General features: G+C 66.1%; 14 protein-coding genes. 7 read left to right on the top strand and 7 right to left on the bottom strand.

Annotation, left to right across the window (positions count from 1 at the left end; genetic code table 11):
• Nucleotides 1-4: 4 nt before the first annotated feature.
• Nucleotides 5-1,243, bottom strand: coding sequence for an MFS transporter (locus tag ACQ4WQ_RS01065; protein WP_436494108.1), 1,239 nt, complete (start codon nt 1,241-1,243; stop codon nt 5-7).
• On the bottom strand, nt 1,240-1,779 hold the full coding sequence (locus ACQ4WQ_RS01060; RefSeq protein WP_326459586.1) for a PadR family transcriptional regulator: 540 nt from the start codon (nt 1,777-1,779) through the stop codon (nt 1,240-1,242). The genes ACQ4WQ_RS01065 and ACQ4WQ_RS01060 overlap by 4 nt, the downstream gene beginning before the upstream one ends.
• Nucleotides 1,780-1,879: 100 nt before the next feature.
• Between ACQ4WQ_RS01060 and ACQ4WQ_RS01055 the strand changes: the two genes are divergently transcribed.
• Together ACQ4WQ_RS01055 and ACQ4WQ_RS01050 are read left to right on the top strand one after the other, a co-directional pair.
• Nucleotides 1,880-2,449, top strand: coding sequence for a GNAT family N-acetyltransferase (locus ACQ4WQ_RS01055; RefSeq protein ID WP_436494105.1), 570 nt, complete (start codon nt 1,880-1,882; stop codon nt 2,447-2,449).
• A gap of 82 nt (nt 2,450-2,531) precedes the next feature.
• Nucleotides 2,532-4,106, top strand: a complete 1,575-nt coding sequence (locus ACQ4WQ_RS01050; RefSeq protein WP_436494103.1) for a POT-type proton-dependent oligopeptide transporter — start codon at nt 2,532-2,534, stop codon at nt 4,104-4,106.
• A gap of 51 nt (nt 4,107-4,157) precedes the next feature.
• Here ACQ4WQ_RS01050 and ACQ4WQ_RS01045 read toward each other — a convergent pair whose 3' ends face one another.
• Nucleotides 4,158-5,789 carry an alpha-D-glucose phosphate-specific phosphoglucomutase gene (locus ACQ4WQ_RS01045; RefSeq protein ID WP_436494101.1) on the bottom strand — a complete coding sequence of 544 codons (1,632 nt, stop codon included), beginning with the start codon at nt 5,787-5,789 and terminating at the stop codon, nt 4,158-4,160.
• A 314-nt stretch (nt 5,790-6,103) separates the two neighbouring features.
• On the opposite strand from ACQ4WQ_RS01045, the gene ACQ4WQ_RS01040 reads away from it, so the two are divergent.
• From ACQ4WQ_RS01040 to ACQ4WQ_RS01020, 5 genes are read left to right on the top strand one after another with little or no spacing between them, the layout of a single operon-like run.
• On the top strand, nt 6,104-8,365 hold the full coding sequence (locus ACQ4WQ_RS01040) for a TonB-dependent siderophore receptor (protein WP_436494099.1): 2,262 nt from the start codon (nt 6,104-6,106) through the stop codon (nt 8,363-8,365).
• 50 nt (nt 8,366-8,415) lie between these two features.
• On the top strand, nt 8,416-9,162 hold the full coding sequence (locus ACQ4WQ_RS01035) for a DUF4198 domain-containing protein (protein WP_436494097.1): 747 nt from the start codon (nt 8,416-8,418) through the stop codon (nt 9,160-9,162).
• A 2-nt stretch (nt 9,163-9,164) separates the two neighbouring features.
• The gene (locus tag ACQ4WQ_RS01030; RefSeq protein ID WP_409027966.1) at nt 9,165-9,500 is read left to right on the top strand and encodes a DUF3649 domain-containing protein; all 336 of its coding nucleotides are present in this window, start codon (nt 9,165-9,167) and stop codon (nt 9,498-9,500) included.
• Complete coding sequence (locus ACQ4WQ_RS01025) at nt 9,497-11,119, top strand: PepSY-associated TM helix domain-containing protein (RefSeq protein WP_436494095.1); 1,623 nt, start codon at nt 9,497-9,499, stop codon at nt 11,117-11,119. The genes ACQ4WQ_RS01030 and ACQ4WQ_RS01025 overlap by 4 nt, the downstream gene beginning before the upstream one ends.
• Nucleotides 11,119-11,487, top strand: coding sequence for a DUF3325 domain-containing protein (locus ACQ4WQ_RS01020; RefSeq protein ID WP_436495932.1), 369 nt, complete (start codon nt 11,119-11,121; stop codon nt 11,485-11,487). Before ACQ4WQ_RS01025 ends, ACQ4WQ_RS01020 begins: the two co-directional genes overlap by 1 nt.
• Here the strand turns inward: ACQ4WQ_RS01020 and ACQ4WQ_RS01015 are convergent.
• The 4 genes from ACQ4WQ_RS01015 to ACQ4WQ_RS01000 form a co-directional block, all read right to left on the bottom strand.
• Entirely contained in the window at nt 11,474-13,282 is a 1,809-nt protein-coding gene (locus ACQ4WQ_RS01015) for a putative bifunctional diguanylate cyclase/phosphodiesterase (protein WP_436494093.1), read from the bottom strand. The genes ACQ4WQ_RS01020 and ACQ4WQ_RS01015 overlap by 14 nt on opposite strands.
• Before the next feature lie 168 nt (nt 13,283-13,450).
• Entirely contained in the window at nt 13,451-15,079 is a 1,629-nt protein-coding gene (locus ACQ4WQ_RS01010) for a methyl-accepting chemotaxis protein (RefSeq protein ID WP_436494091.1), read from the bottom strand.
• Between the two features lie 226 nt (nt 15,080-15,305).
• Entirely contained in the window at nt 15,306-16,775 is a 1,470-nt protein-coding gene (gene xylB / locus ACQ4WQ_RS01005; protein ID WP_436494089.1) for a xylulokinase, read from the bottom strand.
• A 17-nt stretch (nt 16,776-16,792) separates the two neighbouring features.
• Entirely contained in the window at nt 16,793-17,683 is an 891-nt protein-coding gene (locus tag ACQ4WQ_RS01000; protein WP_326458970.1) for an AraC family transcriptional regulator, read from the bottom strand.
• Between the last annotated feature and the right edge of the window lie 37 nt (nt 17,684-17,720).

Genomic DNA, 17,720 nt, shown 5'->3' with positions numbered 1-17,720 from the left:
TCCCCTACGCCGGCGCCCCCTGCGGCGCGGCGCCGCGCACGCGCGCCACCCACCACACCGTCCACAGCGACAAGCCCGCCGCCAGCCAGCCATTGATGCCGTAGCCGCTGATGTGGCCGGCCGCGTCCGTCTGCAGGGTCAGCCCGCCCAGCCAGGCGCCCAGGCCGCTGCCAAAGCTTTGCAGGGCCGAATTGGCGCTGAGAAACGCGCCCCGCTTGTGCGGTTCCGGGATGGTCGTCAGCAGCGCCTGCAGCGGCACCATGCGGCCCGACACCAAGGCCATAAAGAAGGGAAACGCCAGCATCAGCCCCAGCAGCGGCAGCTGGGGCAAGTGCGTCATGAACAGCAGCGGCGCAATCGATAGCAGGGAAACCCAGCGGTACACCTGCTGCTTGCCGGCCCGGTCCGCCCAGCGGCCGATCAGGCGCGCCGTGAAGATCGTGGCGCAGCCGCCCGCCAGGTACACCCAGGTGACGTCGGCCGGCGCCAGCCCCATATTGCCCACGAGCACGGGCGAAATGAAAGGAATGACCAGCATGCCGGCCGTCATGTTGACAATCGACAAGGAAAACGCTTTCAGGTGGCGCCGCTCGCGGAACAGCGCCAGCAGGTTCGGCAGCACCTGGCGCAGCGGCGTGGCAGCGGCCCCCATGTGCGCCGTCAGCGAGGGCAGCACGCGCGCCGCGCCCAGCCAGACCAGCAGCGACAGCACGACCAGCAGGAAAAACGGCGAGGCCCAGCCAAAGTGCGCGGCCAGCACTACGCCGATGGGCACGCCGCCCACGGCCGCCATGGCAAACGAGGTCATGACGATGCCGGTGGCCGCGCCGCGCCGTTCGGAAGGAATCACGTCGCCGATGATGGCCATGACCATGGCGCCCAGCACGCCGCCCGTCAGCCCCGCAAACGCGCGCGACCACAGCAGCACATGGAAGTTCGGCGCCAGCGCGCAAGCGAGGTTCGACAAGGTGAACAGGCAAAACATGGTCAGCAGCAGCTTCTTGCGGTCGAAGCGGTCGATATACGTGGCCGCCAGCAAGCCGGACAGACCCGCGCACCAGGCGTAGGCGGAAACGGCGCCGGAAACGGCGGCCGGGCCGATATGAAACGCCTGCATCAGCTGGGGCGCCAGCGGCATCATCACCATGAAATCCATGATGACGGTAAATTGCGTCAGCGCAAGCAACCACAGCATCGCGCGCTCGCGCGCCGGCGTCAGCACGGGAACAGGCGCGGCCGTCATGCCAGCGCCTCGACAGCGCTGCGGGCCTGGCGCAGGATGGCGCGGATGGCGTCCAGGCGCACGGCATCCGCATCGCCCGCGCGTCCGCGCGCCAGCACGGCCGCCTTCAGTTCATGCATCAGGTGGCGCAGGTCGTCGTCCGCGCCGGCCGGCGCCTCGACCCTGGCGGCAATCGCGTCGACATAGGCGCGGTTCGCCGCCAGGAAAGCCCGTCCCTCGGGCGTGATGCTGTGCAGCTTCTTGTTGCCATCGAGGCTGACGGCCACATAGCCGTGGCCCACGAGGCCGTGCATGAGCGGATAGATGGCGCCGGGACTCGGGGCATACGCGCCGCCGGCGCGCTGCTCGATGGCCTTGATGATGTCGTAGCCGTGGCGTGGCTTGTCGGCGATTAATTGCAGCACCAGATAGCGCAAGGTGCCCGCGTCAAACATTTTCGGCCCGCGGGCAACGGGATGGCCAGGCGTGCCTGGCGCATCGCCCTGGCCATGGGCTGCCGCGCGCACGGGGTGCATTCCGCGCAGAAGATGGAACATGATGATTCCTTAAGATATATCGCAATAAGATATATCTTATGATCGAAACCACCGCAACGCAAGGTTTACTTTCTGGCATCGAAGCCCGATACTCGCCCAAATGCCCGCCACCACCGTCCGCCCCCTCACGCCCGACGACGTTGCCGCCTACCGCGCGCTGCGCCTGGCCGGCATCGCCGAACTGCCCGCCGCCTTCTGCACGACGCATGCGGCGGAAAGCGGCTTGCCGCTGGCACAGATAGCCGAGCGCTTGCGCGCCACTTCCCACCAAATAATATTTGGCGCTTTCGACAAGGAACGATTGATCGGCATTGCCGGCCTGCGCCGCGAACCGATCGCCGTCGTGCATGACAAGGCCAGCCTGTGGGGCGTGTACGTGGCGCCGCAGGCGCGCGGCCATGGCGCGGGACGGCAACTGGCGCAGGCTGCCATCGCCCATGCCTGCGCCATTCCCGAGCTGGGCCGCGTGCGCCTGGCCGTGGCGCAGGACAACCACGCGGCATTGACCCTGTACCTGGGCTGCGGCTTTACCGTGGCGAACAGCCCCGCGCCGGACGGCATGCTGCAACTGCAGCTGTTGCTGCCCCGCCCCGCTCGTGCCAGTGTCAGTGCAAGTGCCGAAAGTAATGTCTTTATGAAAATCAATACCTTACAAATCCCTGCGAAATAGCGGACAGGCCGTTTTTTCTGTTGCAAGCAAACGCGGCAGGCCTTAGCATCGCGGCTTACAAAAAAAACTTGGGGGAGAGCCAATGTCATCGGCCGAGACACAAACCGCCACGGGCAAAATGCCGCGGCAAATACCGTACATCATCGCCAACGAAGGCTGCGAACGCTTCAGCTTTTACGGCATGCGCAACATCCTGACGCCATTCCTCATCAGCACCCTGCTGCTGATGATCCCGATCGACCAGCGCACGGGCGAAGCCAAGCACGTGTTCCACACCTTCGTCATCGGCGTGTATTTCTTCCCGCTGCTGGGCGGCTGGCTGGCCGACCGCTTCTTCGGCAAGTACAACACCATCTTCTGGCTCAGCCTCGTGTATTGCGCGGGCCACGCCTGCCTGGCCCTGTTTGAAAACAGCGTCAACGGCTTCTATTTCGGCCTGTTCCTGATCGCCTTCGGTTCCGGCGGCATCAAGCCGCTCGTCGCCTCGTTCGTCGGCGACCAGTTCGACCAGACCAACAAGCACAAGGCCAAGCTGGTCTTCGACTTGTTCTACTGGATCATCAACTTCGGCTCCTTCTTCGCCTCGCTGCTGATGCCGATGTTCCTGCGCGACTTCGGCCCGTCGATCGCCTTCGGCATCCCCGGCCTGATGATGCTGGCCGCCACCGTCGTCTTCTGGATGGGCGCCAAGAAATACGTGCACGTGCCGCCGGCGCCGCCAAATCCCGACTCGTTCACCCGCGTGGCCCGCACGGCCCTGCTGGCCCGCGTCGACGGCGGTTCGCGTCCCGGCCTGTACGTCGCCTACGTGGGCGTGATCGGCGCGCTGTACGCGTTCTACAGCATCCCGGAATGGGGCTTCGTGATTGCCGCGTGTACCGCGCTGGTCCTGCTGCTGGCCTTCGGCAGCATCGGCACGGCCATGCAGCTGGAACGCGCGCGCGGCATCCATCCGGACGAAGCCGTCGAAGGCGTGCGCGCCGTGCTGCGCATCCTCGTCATCTTTGCCCTCGTCACGCCGTTCTTCTCGCTGTTCGACCAGAAGGCCTCGACCTGGATCGTGCAGGCGAACACCATGGAAAAACCAAGCTGGTTCCTGCCGGCGCAGATGCAGGCGCTGAACCCGATGCTGGTGATGCTCCTGATCCCGTTCAACAACCTGGTGCTGTACCCGATGCTCAACCGCTTCGGCCTGGAAGCGACGGCCCTGCGCCGCATGACGGCCGGTATCGGCTTTTCCTCGCTGGCCTGGATCGTCATCGGCTTGCTGCAGCTGGCCCTCGACAGCGGCAACGCCGTCTCCATCATGTGGCAGATCCTGCCGTATGCCCTGCTGACGTTCGGCGAAGTGCTGGTTTCGGCCACGGGCCTGGAGTTTGCCTACAGCCAGGCGCCCGTCTCGATGAAGGGCGCCATCATGAGCTTCTGGAATCTGTCGACCACGGTGGGCAACCTGTGGGTGCTGATCGTCAACCGCAGCGTCATGAACGAAGGCGTGATCGGCAAGATCGCCGAGAGCGGCATCAGCGTGACGGCTTTCCAGATGTTCTTCTTCGCCGCCTTTGCCGCCGTCGCCATGCTGGCCTTCGGCCTGTATGCGAAGCGCTACAAGATGGTGGACAACTACCGCCAGGCGGCCATCCCGGCAAAAGCGTGATGGCAGTTTAATCAGCCGCAATGAAGAAGGGCGCCCGAGGGCGCCCTTTTTTTACGTCGTCACCGTCGGCGCGTCGCGCCCCGTGCGTGCGCGGATCTGCGCCACTTGCTCGGCCACGGCGATCAGTCCCGCCAGCGCTTGCTGGGTCGGGATGGCGTGTTGTGACGGATCGGCCTCGTAGCGCTCCAGGTACAGACGCAGGGTGGCGCCCTCGGTGCCCGTGCCGGACAGGCGCAGCACGATGCGCGCGCCGTCCGTCATGATGATGCGGATGCCCTGCTGCGTCGCCACGGAACCGTCGACGGGGTCCGTGTAGCTGAAATCGTCGGCCAGCGCCACCGTGTAGCCATCGAACTGCTGGCCCGGCAAGGCGGCCAGCCGGCCGCGCACGGCGTCCATCAGCTGCGCCGCGCAAGCGCCGTCGATGTCTTCATAGTCGTGGCGCGAATAGTAGTTGCGGCCATAGGTGGCCCAATGCGCGCGCACGATGTCTTCCACCGATTGTTTTTTCTCCGCCAGCAGGTTGAGCCAGAACAGCACGGCCCACAGGCCATCCTTTTCGCGCACGTGGTTCGAACCCGTGCCGTAGCTTTCCTCGCCGCACAGGGTGGCCATGCCGGCGTCGAGCAGGGTGCCGAAGAACTTCCAGCCCGTCGGCGCCTCGTGGCAGGGGATGCCCAGCGCGCTGGCGACCCGGTCGGCCGCGCCCGAGGTGGGCATGGAGCGGGCGATGCCTTTCAAGCCGGCGCAGTAGCCGGGCGCCACGCTGGCGTTGGCGGCCAGGATGGCCAGGCTGTCCGACGGCGTGACGTCGAAGCGCCGGCCGACGATCATGTTGCGGTCGCCGTCGCCGTCCGAGGCGGCGCCAAAATCGGGAGCATCATCGGACGCCATGATGGCGATCAATTCCCGCGCGTTGACGGGATTCGGGTCCGGGTGGCCGCCGCCGAAGTCTTCCAGCGGCACGCCGTTGATGACGCTGCCCTTGGGTGCCCCCAGCATGCCTTCCAGGATGGCCGTCGCATACGGGCCGGAAACGGCGTGCATGCCGTCAAAGCAGATGCGCAGGCCGCCCGCGAACAAGGCGCGGATGGCGTCGAAGTCGAACAGCTGCTGCATCAGTTCCGCGTAGTCGAGAACGGGATCGATCACTTCGACCGTCATCTGCTCGATGCGCACAGTGCCCAAGGCGTCGAGGTCGATGTCGGCCGCGTCGCTGATGCGGTATTCGGTGATCGTTTGCGTGCGTGCAAACATGGCTTCCGTGACCTTCTCGGGCGCCGGGCCGCCATTGGCGATGTTGTACTTGATGCCGAAATCGCCATCGGGGCCGCCCGGATTATGGCTGGCCGACAGGATGATGCCGCCGCTGGCGCCATGCTTGCGGATCACGCAGCTGACGGCCGGCGTCGACAGGATGCCGCCCTGTCCCAGCAGCACGCGCGCGTAGCCGTGCGCGGCCGCCATGCGCAGCACCGTCTGGATGGCTGCCCGGTTGTAGTAACGCCCGTCGCCGCCCAGCACCAGGGTCTGGCCGCGGCAGTCGCCGAGCGTGTCGAACACGCTTTGCACGAAGTTTTCCAGGTATTGCGGGCCGCTGAAGACCGCCACCTTCTTGCGCAAGCCCGAGGTGCCGGGCCGCTGGCCGGCCATCGGTGCCGTATTGATAATTTGAATAGCCATCTTGCCTCCCTGTTAACTTCCCATGTTAACGCATGCCAGGCACGCGGCAAAGCGTTGTACGTCTGCCACGGTACGGTAAACCGCTTAAGCCGGCTGCAGCAATGCCACCGCACTCTTGCATGTCTCGCAACCCCACACTATAATAAGAATAGTTCTCATTCACATTTGACTCGCTCCCGAGTCTACACGCAGTCGCCTGACTGATGCGCGGCTGGATGACATGCTGCGCCAGCCAGGCACCACCGCCAAGCAAGCCTTCCCCTACCAATAAAGCGTGCCGCACGACGGCAGGCGCACGAGAAGAAGGATGTTTCATGGCACGAACACGTTCGTTAGCCGGCAGCGTTGCCGCCACGATTTTCCCCGCCCTCCCTGCATTGCGCATCCGGCCACTGGTCATCGCCGTACATTCGGCCCTGCTGACGGCGGCGCTGGGCGCGGGCACGGCGCTGGCCGCCGATACGAGCGCCAAGCCCGAGGAAGCCACGCTGGGTGAAATCAAGGTGCTGGGCCAGCAGGACAAGGCATCGACCGAGCACACGGGTTCCTACACCACCAGACAGATGGCCACGGCCACGCGCATGGGCCTGTCGATGCGCGAAACGCCGCAATCGATTTCCGTGGTGACGCGCCAGCGCATGGACGACATGGGCTTGAACAGCCTGGCCGAGGTGCTGGTGCAATCGACGGGCGTGACGGTGCAGGAAAACGACAGCGAACGCACGAACTTTTCGGCACGCGGCTTTTCCATCGGCAATTACCAGATTGACGGCGTGGCCGTCAATTCCGGATCGAACGCGCTGTTCGACACGGCCATCTATGACCGCATCGAAATCGTGCGCGGCGCGACGGGCCTGGTCAGCGGCAATGGCGACCCCTCGGCCACCATCAACATGCTGCACAAGCGTCCCGGCAAGGAATTTTCCGCCTCGGCCGGCCTGACCGTCGGTTCCTGGAGCAAGGTGCGGCTCGAAGGCGACATCAGCGCACCGCTGAATGCGGACGGCAGCATCCGCGGGCGCGTCGTCGTGGCCGGCCAGAACCGCCATTCCTACATGGACCTGTACAAGGAACGCAAGCTGGCGGGCGCCGTCATCGTCGAGGCGGACCTGACGCCTGCAACGTTGCTCACGGCCGGCATCGACTATCAAAAGAACACGCCGAAAGGCACGAGCTGGGGCACCACGCCATTGTTCTTCGCGGACGGCACGCCGGCCAACATGCCCCGCTCGTTCAATATGGCGGCCAAGTGGAGCAGCTGGGAGCGCGAGTTCCAGAACAAGTACGTCTACCTCGAACACCGCTTCGCCAGCGACTGGAAGCTCAAGGCCGCCTACGGGCGCCTGGACAGCTCCTCGAACGGCAAGCTGTTCTACGGCGGCAGCGGCTATCCGAAACGCGACGGCAGCGGCCTGGAAGTCTGGAGCGGCGCCTTCCCCTACGAGGAAAAGCAGGACAACTTCGACCTGTCGGCCAATGGCAGCTTCGCCCTATTCGGCCGCCGGCACGACCTGGTGCTGGGCGTGAACGGCTGGAAGCGAAAGGGCACGACGAATGAAACCTTGCTGCCCGATCCGCTGCCATTCGCCACCACCATCCCCGACTTCCGCAACTGGACGGGCGACGTGCCCGAGCCGGTGCTCACGCGCACGGGTGCGCGCGACGTCGCCACCACCAGACAGTCGGGTGCCTTCATCGCCACGCGCATCAACGTCATGGATAACTTCAAGGTGCTGGCCGGCGCGCGCGTCTCCAAATGGGAAACGTATAACGACCGCTACGATACCCAGGGCCGTTTTGTGAAACGCAGCTCGGCCTACAAGACGGACGATGTCGTCACGCCATACGCGGGCCTGGTGCTCGACATGAGCAAGAGCACGTCGCTGTACGCCAGCTACACGGACCTGTTCAAGCCGCAGAACCTGAAGGACAAGGGCAATGCCTTCCTCGACCCGATCACGGGCAGCAACGTGGAAGCGGGCGTGAAGAGCGAATTTTTCGACGGCGCCGTGAATGCCTCGTTCGCCGTGTATGAAGCGAAGCAGGACAATCTGGGCGAGGAAGACAAGTCGGTGCCGCCGACCTTCGTGCTGCCGGATGGCAGCCGCCCTTATGTCTCGACGGGCAAGGGCACGAAGAGCAAAGGGTACGAAGCGGAAGTGTCGGGCAGCCCCTTGCGCGGCTGGCAGCTGTTCGCCGGCTACACGCACAGCAGCTCGAAGACGGGCAAGGGCGTGGTGACCAACACCATCCAGCCGACCAATATGCTGCGCGTTTCGACCACCTACCGCCTGCCGGGCGAGCTGCAGAACCTGACCATCGGCGGCGGCTTGAACTGGCAGAGCGAGATCTGGACGATGGCCACCCTGCCGAACAAGAGCAAGATCCGCGTCAGCCAGGGCAGCTACGTGCTGGCCAACCTGATGGCGCGCTACCAGATCAGCGCGAAACTGTCGGCCAGCCTGAACGTCAACAACCTGTTCGACAAGACGTATTTCCGCCGCGTGGGCTTCTATAACGGCGGCTATTACGGCGAGCCGCGCAACGTGGCGCTGAACCTGCGCTACCAGTACTGATGCACCGCCGGCCGTTTTTTCCACTCACATAACAAGATAAGGGATACACCATGCACATCGCTTCCATCGCGCGCCCCGGCGCCCTCGCCACTGCCCTGCTGGGCGCCGCCCTCGCCTGCGGCAGCGCCAGCGCGCACCAGATCTGGCTGCAGCAGGACGCCAAGGCGGCCAGCGTGTACTTCGGCGAATTCGGCGACAACCTGCGCGAAGCGTCGCCCGGCCTGCTGGACAAGTTCAGCATCAAGAACGTGACGTGGCTGTCGGCCAAGGGGGCGCAGCCGCTGCAGGCCAGCAAGACGGCCGGCGCCTTCCTCCTCAATGGCAAGGTGGGCGCCGGCGAAAGCATCATCGTCGAGGAAAACGCCTACCCGTCGTGGGAAGAGAAAAAAGAGGGCAAGACCACGCGCACCGTGTGGGTGCCGGCCGCGCGCCTGATCGCCGACGCCAGGGCGCAAGCGCCCGCGCTGACGCTGGACCTGGTACCGACCGGCACGCCGGGCCAGTTCCAGGTCAGCTACCAGGGCAAGCCGCTGGCGCAGGCCAAGGTCAACGCCGTGGTGCAGTCGGGCTGGGGCAAGGAAGCGTGGAGCGATGCGCAAGGCCTGGTCAGCTTCGCGCTGCCGTGGCAAGGCACGTATGTGCTGGAAGTGCAGCACACGGACAAGACGGCCGGCCAGCGCGGCGCGCAAGCGTATGACAAGGCCATGTTCGTGACCACCCTGAGCCTGGTGCAGCCGCAAGGCGTGACGCCGCTGCCGGCCGGCCCGGCCCAGCCGCCGAGCAAGGATCACGACTGACCATGCAAGCGCCTGCCATCATTAAAATGCCGCGCCTGCGGCTCTCCGCCGGGGTCATGTACCGCCTCGGCGTAGCGTCGCGCAGCGTGGCCGCCATCGCTGGCGGCTACGTGCTGGCCGCACTGGTCACCATGCTGCTGTCGGTGAGCCTGCCCATGGCCCGTTCCGAAGCCGTCATGACGGCCACCCTGCTGTCGTTTGCCATCTACACCTGCGCCGTGATGTGGGTCTTCGCCACGCGCAGCGCCCTGCGCGCCTGGCTGGGTCTCCTGATTCCGGCCGCCGTCATCGCCGCCATCCTGCAGTCGATGGGCGCACTATCCTGGAGTCTCGCATGAAAGAAGGTTTCCGCCAGTCGATGGCATGGCTGCACACCTGGTCCGGCCTGCTCGTCTGCTGGATCTTGCTGCTGGTGTTTTGCGCCGGCACGGCCAGTTACTACCGCAATGAAATCACCTTGTGGATGCAGCCCGAGCTGCACGGCGCCGCCGCCAGCGAAGTGAGCACCGAGGAAGCGGCCAAGGTCGCGCAGCAGGCGATGGAAGAGCGGGCCGACGGCGCCACGCGCTGGTTCATCAGCCTGCCCGGCGAGCGCAGCCCCGCCACGCAGCTGGGCTGGAGCAAGCCGTCGCAACCGGGCGAAAAGAAACGCGGACGGCGCGGCAATTTTCATAGCGAAAAAGCCGATCCGGCCACGGGCCAGGTGCTATCGAAGCCGCGCGAGACGCGTGGTGGCGAATTCCTCTACCGCCTGCATTTCGACCTGCACTACATGCCGGCCATCTGGGGCCGCTGGATCGTGGGTTTCTGCGCCATGTTCATGTTCGTCTCCATCATCAGCGGCATCGTCACGCACAAGCGCATCTTCAAGGACCTGTTTACCTTCCGGCCGAAAAAGGGTCAGCGCTCGTGGCTCGACGCGCACAATGTGACGGCCGTGCTGGCCCTGCCCTACCACATCATGATCACCTACACGGGCCTGGTCACCTTGATGTTCCTGTACATGCCGTCCGGCGCCACGGCCGCCTACAAGGGCGACCAGGACGCCTTCTTCGCCGAAGCCTTTCCGGGCCGCTCGGGCGACAGCAAGCCGGCCGGCGTGGCCGCGCCGCTGACGCCGATCGCGCCCCTCGTGCGCCAGGCGGAACAGCAATGGGGCGGCAAGGTCGAGCGCATCTCCGTCAACCACCCGGGCGACGCCAACGCCACCATCACGCTGACGCGCGCGGGCGGACGCGATATGTCGTCGAAGCAGCCATCGATGGAATTCGATGGCGTGTCCGGCAAGCTGCTGTCGACCGATGGCGAGGCGCAGCCCGGTGCAGCCGCCACGCACGGCGTGATGGTCGGCCTGCACGTCGCGCATTTCGGCGGCCCGCTGCTGCGCGCCCTGTTTTTCCTGTCAGGCCTGGCCGGCTGCGCCATGGTCGCCACGGGCGCCCTGCTGTGGGCCGTCAAGACGCGCCAGAAGCAGGCCAAGGCGCTGGCCGCCGGCAAGCGCGCCAGCTTCGGCCTGCGCCTGGTCGAAGCGCTCAACATCGGCGCCATCGCCGGCATCCCGATCGCCTTCGGCGCCTACTTCTGGGCCAACCGCCTGCTGCCGGCGGCGATGGAGGAACGCTCGAAAGAGGAAATCGCCTGCTTCTTCGGCGCCTGGGCCCTGGCCGCCATCATCGCCCAGCTGCGCCCGTCGCGCGCCATGTGGCGCATGCAGCTGGCCGCCGGCGCCTTCCTGCTGGCGGCGCTGCCCGTGCTGAACGTCTTCACCACCCATTCGCACCTGGGCGTGACCCTGTTCCTGGGGCGCGGCCCCGTGGCGGTGGCCGCCTTCGACCTGGTGGTGCTGGTGCTGGGCCTGGGCCTCGCGTATGCGGCGTTCAAATTGAAACCGCTGCCCGTGAAAACCTCCAAACCAGCACCGGCCAAGCCGGCGCCGACGACGATGGAGGTCGCGTGATGGAACTGTTAGCCAATTTCCTCGTCTTCGCGCTGTGCTACGCGGGCCTGTCCTCGCTGTGCCTGGCCATGGACCGCCACTACGCCGACCTGCACGGGCGCGGCACCGAACCGCCCGCCCCGCTGCGCCGCCGCCTGCAGTGGACGGGCTGGCTGGCGCTGGCGGCCGGCCTGGCCTGGGCCATGCACCTCGCCGGCGGCGGCTATGGCCTCGTCTACTGGGTCGGCAGCCTGACGGGCTGCGGCTTGCTGCTGATCTGGCTGCTGCCGTATGCGCCGCACCAGGCCATGCGCCTGGCGCGCGTGATCGGCGTGGCCGCCCTGCTGGCCGCCGTGCTGCTGGCGGCACTGTCCGTCAGGCCGGGCTAGGCGACTTGAGCAGCTCCTCGATGCCCTCGGGCGCCATGGCGCGGCCGAGAAAATAGCCGAACGCCTCGTCGCAGCCCATCTCGGCCAGCAGTTCCAGCTGCTCGCCGCTTTCCACGCCGCCGGCGATGGTGCGCAGCCCCAGCGTGCGCGCCATCGCCACGATGGCGCGCACCATGGCGCCGTCGCCGCCGGGCTTGCCCAGGTCGTCGACGAAGCACTTTTCGATCTTCACGGCATCCGTGGGAAAGCGTTTCAGGTAAGTGAGCGACGCGTCGCCCGTGCCGAAATCGCTGATGGCGATCGCCATGCCCAGCTGGCGGAACTGGCGCAGTATCAATTCGCAGTTCTGGTTGCTGTCGATCAGGATGCCGGCGGCGATTTCCAGCTCGATGCAATGGCCCGGCACGCCGGCCGCCTCCAGCGCCGCGGCGAAATTGCGCGCGATATCGCGCTGGTAGAACTGGCGCGCCGACAGGCTGACGGACACGGTCAGCATCTGCCCCTGCGCGATCCAGCTGCGCGCCTGTTCCACCGCCGTGGCCATCACCCACGCTCCCACCGGCAGGATCAGGGCGCTTTCCTCCAGCACCGGCAAGAAGTCGAGCGGCATCATCAAGCCCAGTTCCGGGTGCTTCCAGCGCAGCAGCGCCTTCACGCCCGTGATCCTGCGCTTCCTCAAGTCCATGCGCGGCTGGTAGAACAGGACGAATTCATCGCGTTCGAGCGCGTGGCGCAGGGCCGTCTCGAGGATGGTGCGCGAATACGTCTGCGTCTGCATGCGCGCGGCATAGCGCAGACAGGTACCGGGCGCGTGGCGCTTGGCCGCATACATGGCCAGGTCGGCCTTTTCGATCAGCGCATTGACGTCGTCGTCGTCGTCCGGGTACAGGGCCACGCCCACGCTGGCCGCCACCGACAGGCTGTACTCGCCGATGACGAAGGGCGCGGCGATGGCGGCGACGATTTTTTCGGCCACCCGCTCGGCATCGTGCGCCGTGCGCAGTTCCGTCAGCAGGATGATGAATTCGTCGCCGCCCTGGCGCGCCACCGTATCGACCTTGCGCACGCACTGCTGCACCCGGCGCGCGAACTCCGTCAGCACCTGGTCGCCCACGTCGTGCCCCAGGCTGTCATTGATGGATTTAAAACGGTCGATATCGACGAACAGCACGGCCAGCAAACCCTGGTGGCGGCGCGCGTAGGCGATGCCGTGCTCGAAGCGAATCTGGAAATGCAGGCGGTTCGGCAGTCCCGTCAAACCATCATGGTGGGCGATGAATTCCAGCTGCTGCTCGGCGCGCCGGCGGGCCGACACGTCGTGCAGCAGCAGCACCGCGCCGCCCTGCGCCAGCGGCGCGCAGCTGTACTGCACGTCGATGCGCTTGCCGTCGAGATGGCGCAGCAGCACGGCGCCGCGCGCCACCTCCAGCACTTCCTGGCGCGCCACGCAGTCGCGCACCTGGCGCGCCGCGTCGATGGGCGTGCCGTCATGGAACAGCGGCAGCAGCTCGGTCACGGGCTGGCCCAGGCCATCGTCGCCCAGCAAGCCCCCCATGGCGCTGGCACGGGGATTCAGGTACTGCACCACGCCGTCGTGGTCGGTGCCGACGATGGCCGCCGGCAATGCATGCAGCAGCGCCAGCGCATCCGCCATGCGCTGCGCCTGCGCCGCCTGCAGCACCGCGCCGGTCGCATGGCGCATGCGCCACATGCGCGCCGCCTGCCACTGGCTGGCCAGCAGCACGCTCAGCGTCACGGCCAGGCACAGGCACAGCGCCAGCAGCAGCGCCGTCATGCGTCACCCGGCAGGCGGAAAGGTCGGGACATGGTTTTCCTTTGCAACACGCGCCATGCGGCCGGGCGCAGATACATGCTGAAAGGAAATAGTATAAGAATTTCGGCGCGATATTTGCCTGATCAAGCGCCGCTTGACTGGCATCAAGCGGCGCAGGGCATGCCTGTTTCAGGCCAGCGACAGCGTGCGGGCCAGGGCGGCGCCGGCAGGTAGCGCCACACCGGGCGTCCCGTGCAGCTTGAAGATGCTGACGGCGTCGGCCAGGCTGGCCGCCTGCTGCTGCAGCGCGTCCGCGGCGGCGGCGGCCTGCTCCACCAGGGCCGCATTCTGCTGCGTCACGCCATCCATCTGGCTGATGGCGATGCTGATCTGCTCGATGCCGTCGCGCTGCTCCACGCTGGCCACGGCGATCTCGCCGATGATGGCGTTCACGCGCTGCACGCTGCTCACCACCTCATCCATCGTGCGCCCCGCCTGGCCGGCCAGCACGCTGCCCTCTTCCACCGTGCGCACGGATTCGCCGATCAGCTGCTTGATTTCCATGGCCGCCGCGGCCGAGCGGTGCGCCAGGCTGCGCACTTCGCTGGCCACGACGGCGAAGCCGCGTCCCTGCTCGCCCGCGCGCGCCGCTTCCACGGCCGCATTCAGGGCCAGGATATTCGTCTGGAAAGCGATGCCGTCGATGACGGCGATGATGTCGACGATGCGCTTCGAGGAGGCATTGATATGGTTCATGGTCTGCACCACCTGCGCCACGGCCGCGCCGCCGCGCTGCGCCACGTCGGACGCGCCGCCGGCCAGCTGGCGCGCCTGGTCGGCATTGTCGTTATTCTGCCGCACGGTGGTGGTCAGCTCGATCATCGAGGCGGCCGTCTCTTCCAGCGAACTGGCCTGTTCCTCCGTGCGCGACGACAGGTCCATATTGCCGCTGGCGATTTCACCGGACGCCGTGGCGATGGCGTCCGTGCCGGCGCGCACCCTGCCGACGATGGCGGCCAGGTTGCCGCTCATCGCTTTCAGGGCCCGCAGCAGGTCGCCGATTTCATCGCGGCTGCCATCGGCCACCACGTCGCGCAGGTCGCCGGCCGCCACTTGCTGGGCGATGCCGACGGCCGCACCCAGCGGCACGGTGATGCTGCGGATCAGCCACCACACGGTGACGCTGCCGACCACCAGGGTCACCAGCACGGTGGCCAGCATGACGATGCTGGCGCTGCGGTGCGCGGCGTCATCCTGCTCCTTCATCTGCGCCATCAGGCTGTGCGACTGCTTGCCGATGGCCGCGACGATGGCGTCGATCTGGCGCGTCGGTTCGCGGTCCATGCCCTTGACCAGCGCATCGACCGTCTGGGCGCTGTCGGCGCGCGCGCCATCATACTTTTGCAGCGCCGCCAGGTAGCTCACGCCGAGCGCGTCGTGCGCCTGCAGCGCATGCTCCACGGGCGCCGTATCGAGTTTCAACGCCTCCATCATGGCCTGCAGGCCTTTCAATTCCTTGCGCGTCTGCGCGCCGCTGGCGACGAACGCTTCGCGGTAGCGCTGGAAGGCGGCCGCATCGCCGCCGCGCAGCAGGATGTTTTTCCATTCCTGCACCTGGATCTTGAATTCCACCTGCGCGCTGCGCGCCGCGTCGACGGCTTCCGTCAGGGCCACGGAGCGCTGCATGGCTTCGTTGCCGCGCGCGCTGGCCGCGTCGAGCGCGCTCCAGCCGCGCGCGCCGACGAACACCAGCGCAAGAAAGAAGAAGGCGCCCAACAGACCCAGGCGGACGGAGATTTTCAGATTCGCGAGTTGCATGTGTTTCTCCCGGCGGCAAGAACAGGATGGCAACAAAGACGCCGCCAAATCTATCCAATTCTCACCGAATACGGAAATCATGCGGCGTGCCCCGTGAAAAACCAAGCGGCGCTTTCGCTAGAGAAACACTTTCAACATAGAAACAACAAATTACACGGGAAGATTGACTGTCTGGCCATATTCCCGCGCCCACAGCATAGTCCGGCAGGCAATCTTGCCGGCTCCGTCAGCGCGCCGCCGCGCCCGCGAACTCCTCGCGCAGCAGCGGATATAAACGCCGGTAGCGTGCCAGGCGCTCATCGAGCACGCCGCACGCCTGCGGCGCCACCGTTTCCTGCACGGCCGGGCGCGTGCACACCTGCGCGGGCGGCAAGCCCGTCGCCGCCATCTGCGCCAGGCGCGCCGCGCCCAGAGTGCCGCCGGCCACGCCATGGTCGTGGCGCAGCACCCGCAAGCCCGAGGCATTTGCGCACAGCTGGGCCCAGAAGCGGCTGCGCGAGCCGCCGCCCACGAACGACGCCTCTTCCAGATGCGTGCCGGCGCTGCGCAGGGCCGCATTGCCGTCGGCCATGGCAAAGGCCACGCCTTCCATCACGCTGTAGGCCAGTTCCGCGCGCCCGTGCTCCGTCGACAAACCGAAAAACACGCCGCGCGCCGTGGCGTCGTTGTGCGGCGTGCGCTCGCCGCTCAGGTAAGGCAGGAAGACGGGGGCCGTGCGCGCCTCGACGTTTTCCGCCAGCGTCACCAATTCGCCGATGTCGTTCGACTGCGTCAGCCGCGCCACCCAGCTGAGGCTGGACGCGGCGCTGAGGATCACGCTCATCTGGTGCCAGCGCTCGGGCAGGCAATGGCAGAACGCGTGCACTCCCTGGCCCGGATTGGGCGCGAAGCCGTCGCTGCCGGCGAACAGCACGCCCGAAGTCCCCAGCGACAGCAGGCCGGCGCCCGGCTCCACCACGCCCAGGCCGACAGCCGCCGCGGCGTTATCGCCCGCGCCGCCGGCCAGCACGACCGCATGCGCGATGCCCCATTCCTGGCACAGCGAGGGCCGCACCTGCGCGGCGGCATGGCTGCCTTCCACCAGGCGCGGCATGTGCTCGCGCGAGAGGCCCGTGGCCGCCAGCATGCGCTCGGACCAGTCGCGTTTGGCCACGTCCAGCCACAGGGTGCCGGAAGCGTCGGACATGTCGGACACATACTCGCCCGTCAGGCGCAGGGCCACGTAATCCTTGGGCAGCAGGACCTTGGCCGTGGCGCGGAACAGCGATGGCTCGTACTTTTGCAGCCACAGCAGCTTGGGCGCCGTGAAACCGGGCATGGCCTGGTTGCCCGTGATGGCGCGCGACTCGGGCACGAGCGCCTCGAGTTCCACGCATTCGGCAAAGGCGCGCGTGTCGTTCCACAGGATGGCCGCGCGCAGCACGTGCTGCTGCTTGTCGAGCAGGGTGGCGCCATGCATCTGGCCCGACAGGGCGATGCCGCGCAAGCCCGAAAACGCCACCGGCTGCGCGGCGCGGATGGCGGCGATCACGTCCAGGGTGGCGTGCCACCAGTCTTCGGGATTCTGTTCCGACCAGCCGGGATGGGGGCTGGAGACGCGCAGGACCACACCAGCGCTGGCAAGGATGGTCTGCGCGTCATCGGTGAGGATGGCCTTGACTTCGGAAGTGCCGATATCGATACCGAGATAAGTCATTTGATTCCAAAAGAGAGTTAAGGATGGCCGTCGCCGGACGGCTCGGGCATGTTCATCAGCAGGCAGGAGCGGAACTTCGACGGCGACATCTGCTTGTGCGCCAAAAACTGGCGGTTGAAATTGGAAAGGTTGTTGAATCCCGTGCGGTAGCAGATATCGGTGACCTTCATGTCCGTGTTCATCAGCAGCTCGCAGGCCAGCGCGATGCGCTCCTGGTTCACGTATTGAATGAAGGACGTGCCCGTATGCTTGCGGAAAAAACGCGTGAATTTCAAGGTGTTCATCTCCGCCACGTCGGCCACGTCCTGCTCGCAAAAATCGAGCGTGATGTTCTGCTTGATGTAGGCCAGCACCAGGTTGATGGTCGACGACATGTAGCGGCCCGCCTGCGCCAGGTAGCTGACGCTGGCCAGGGGCCGCCGCTCGCGGCAGTCGCACAGTTCGCCGAACAGGCGCGTAAACAGTTCGACGCGGCGCAAGCCCTGCGCCGTCGTCAATTCCTTCATCAGCGGCACCAGGCGCAGGCCCAGCGCATCGGGAAACTGCAAGCCCCTGGCGGCCTCGCCCAGCAGGGATTTCAGGGGCGCCATTTCCGGGAACAGCAGCGCGCAACGTTCGATGAAATCGCTGGAAAACTGCAGCACCAGGTCGCGCTCGGGCAGCACTACGCCTTCCGGCAGTTCGCTGACCCAGTTATGCGGCAGGTTCGGCCCCGTCAAGATCAGATTGCCCGCCCCGTAACTGCCGATATGGTCGCCGATAAAAAATTTGCCATTCGATGTGATGATGAAGTGCAGTTCGTACTCGGGATGAAAATGCCATTTCGCCACGGTGTGCGGAAAGCCGTGCGCCCACGCGCGAAACGATTCGTGGATCGGTTTGTGGATCAGTTCCAGGTCAGGCGTCACGGCAGTTCCCTTGCGCGGTCTCGTTGCCAGCTATTCT

It is taken from the genome of Janthinobacterium goodfellowi (assembly GCF_051380695.1).
GTDB lineage: Bacteria > Pseudomonadota > Gammaproteobacteria > Burkholderiales > Burkholderiaceae_D > Janthinobacterium.
This window is presented reverse-complemented; position numbering and strand designations above follow the sequence as displayed.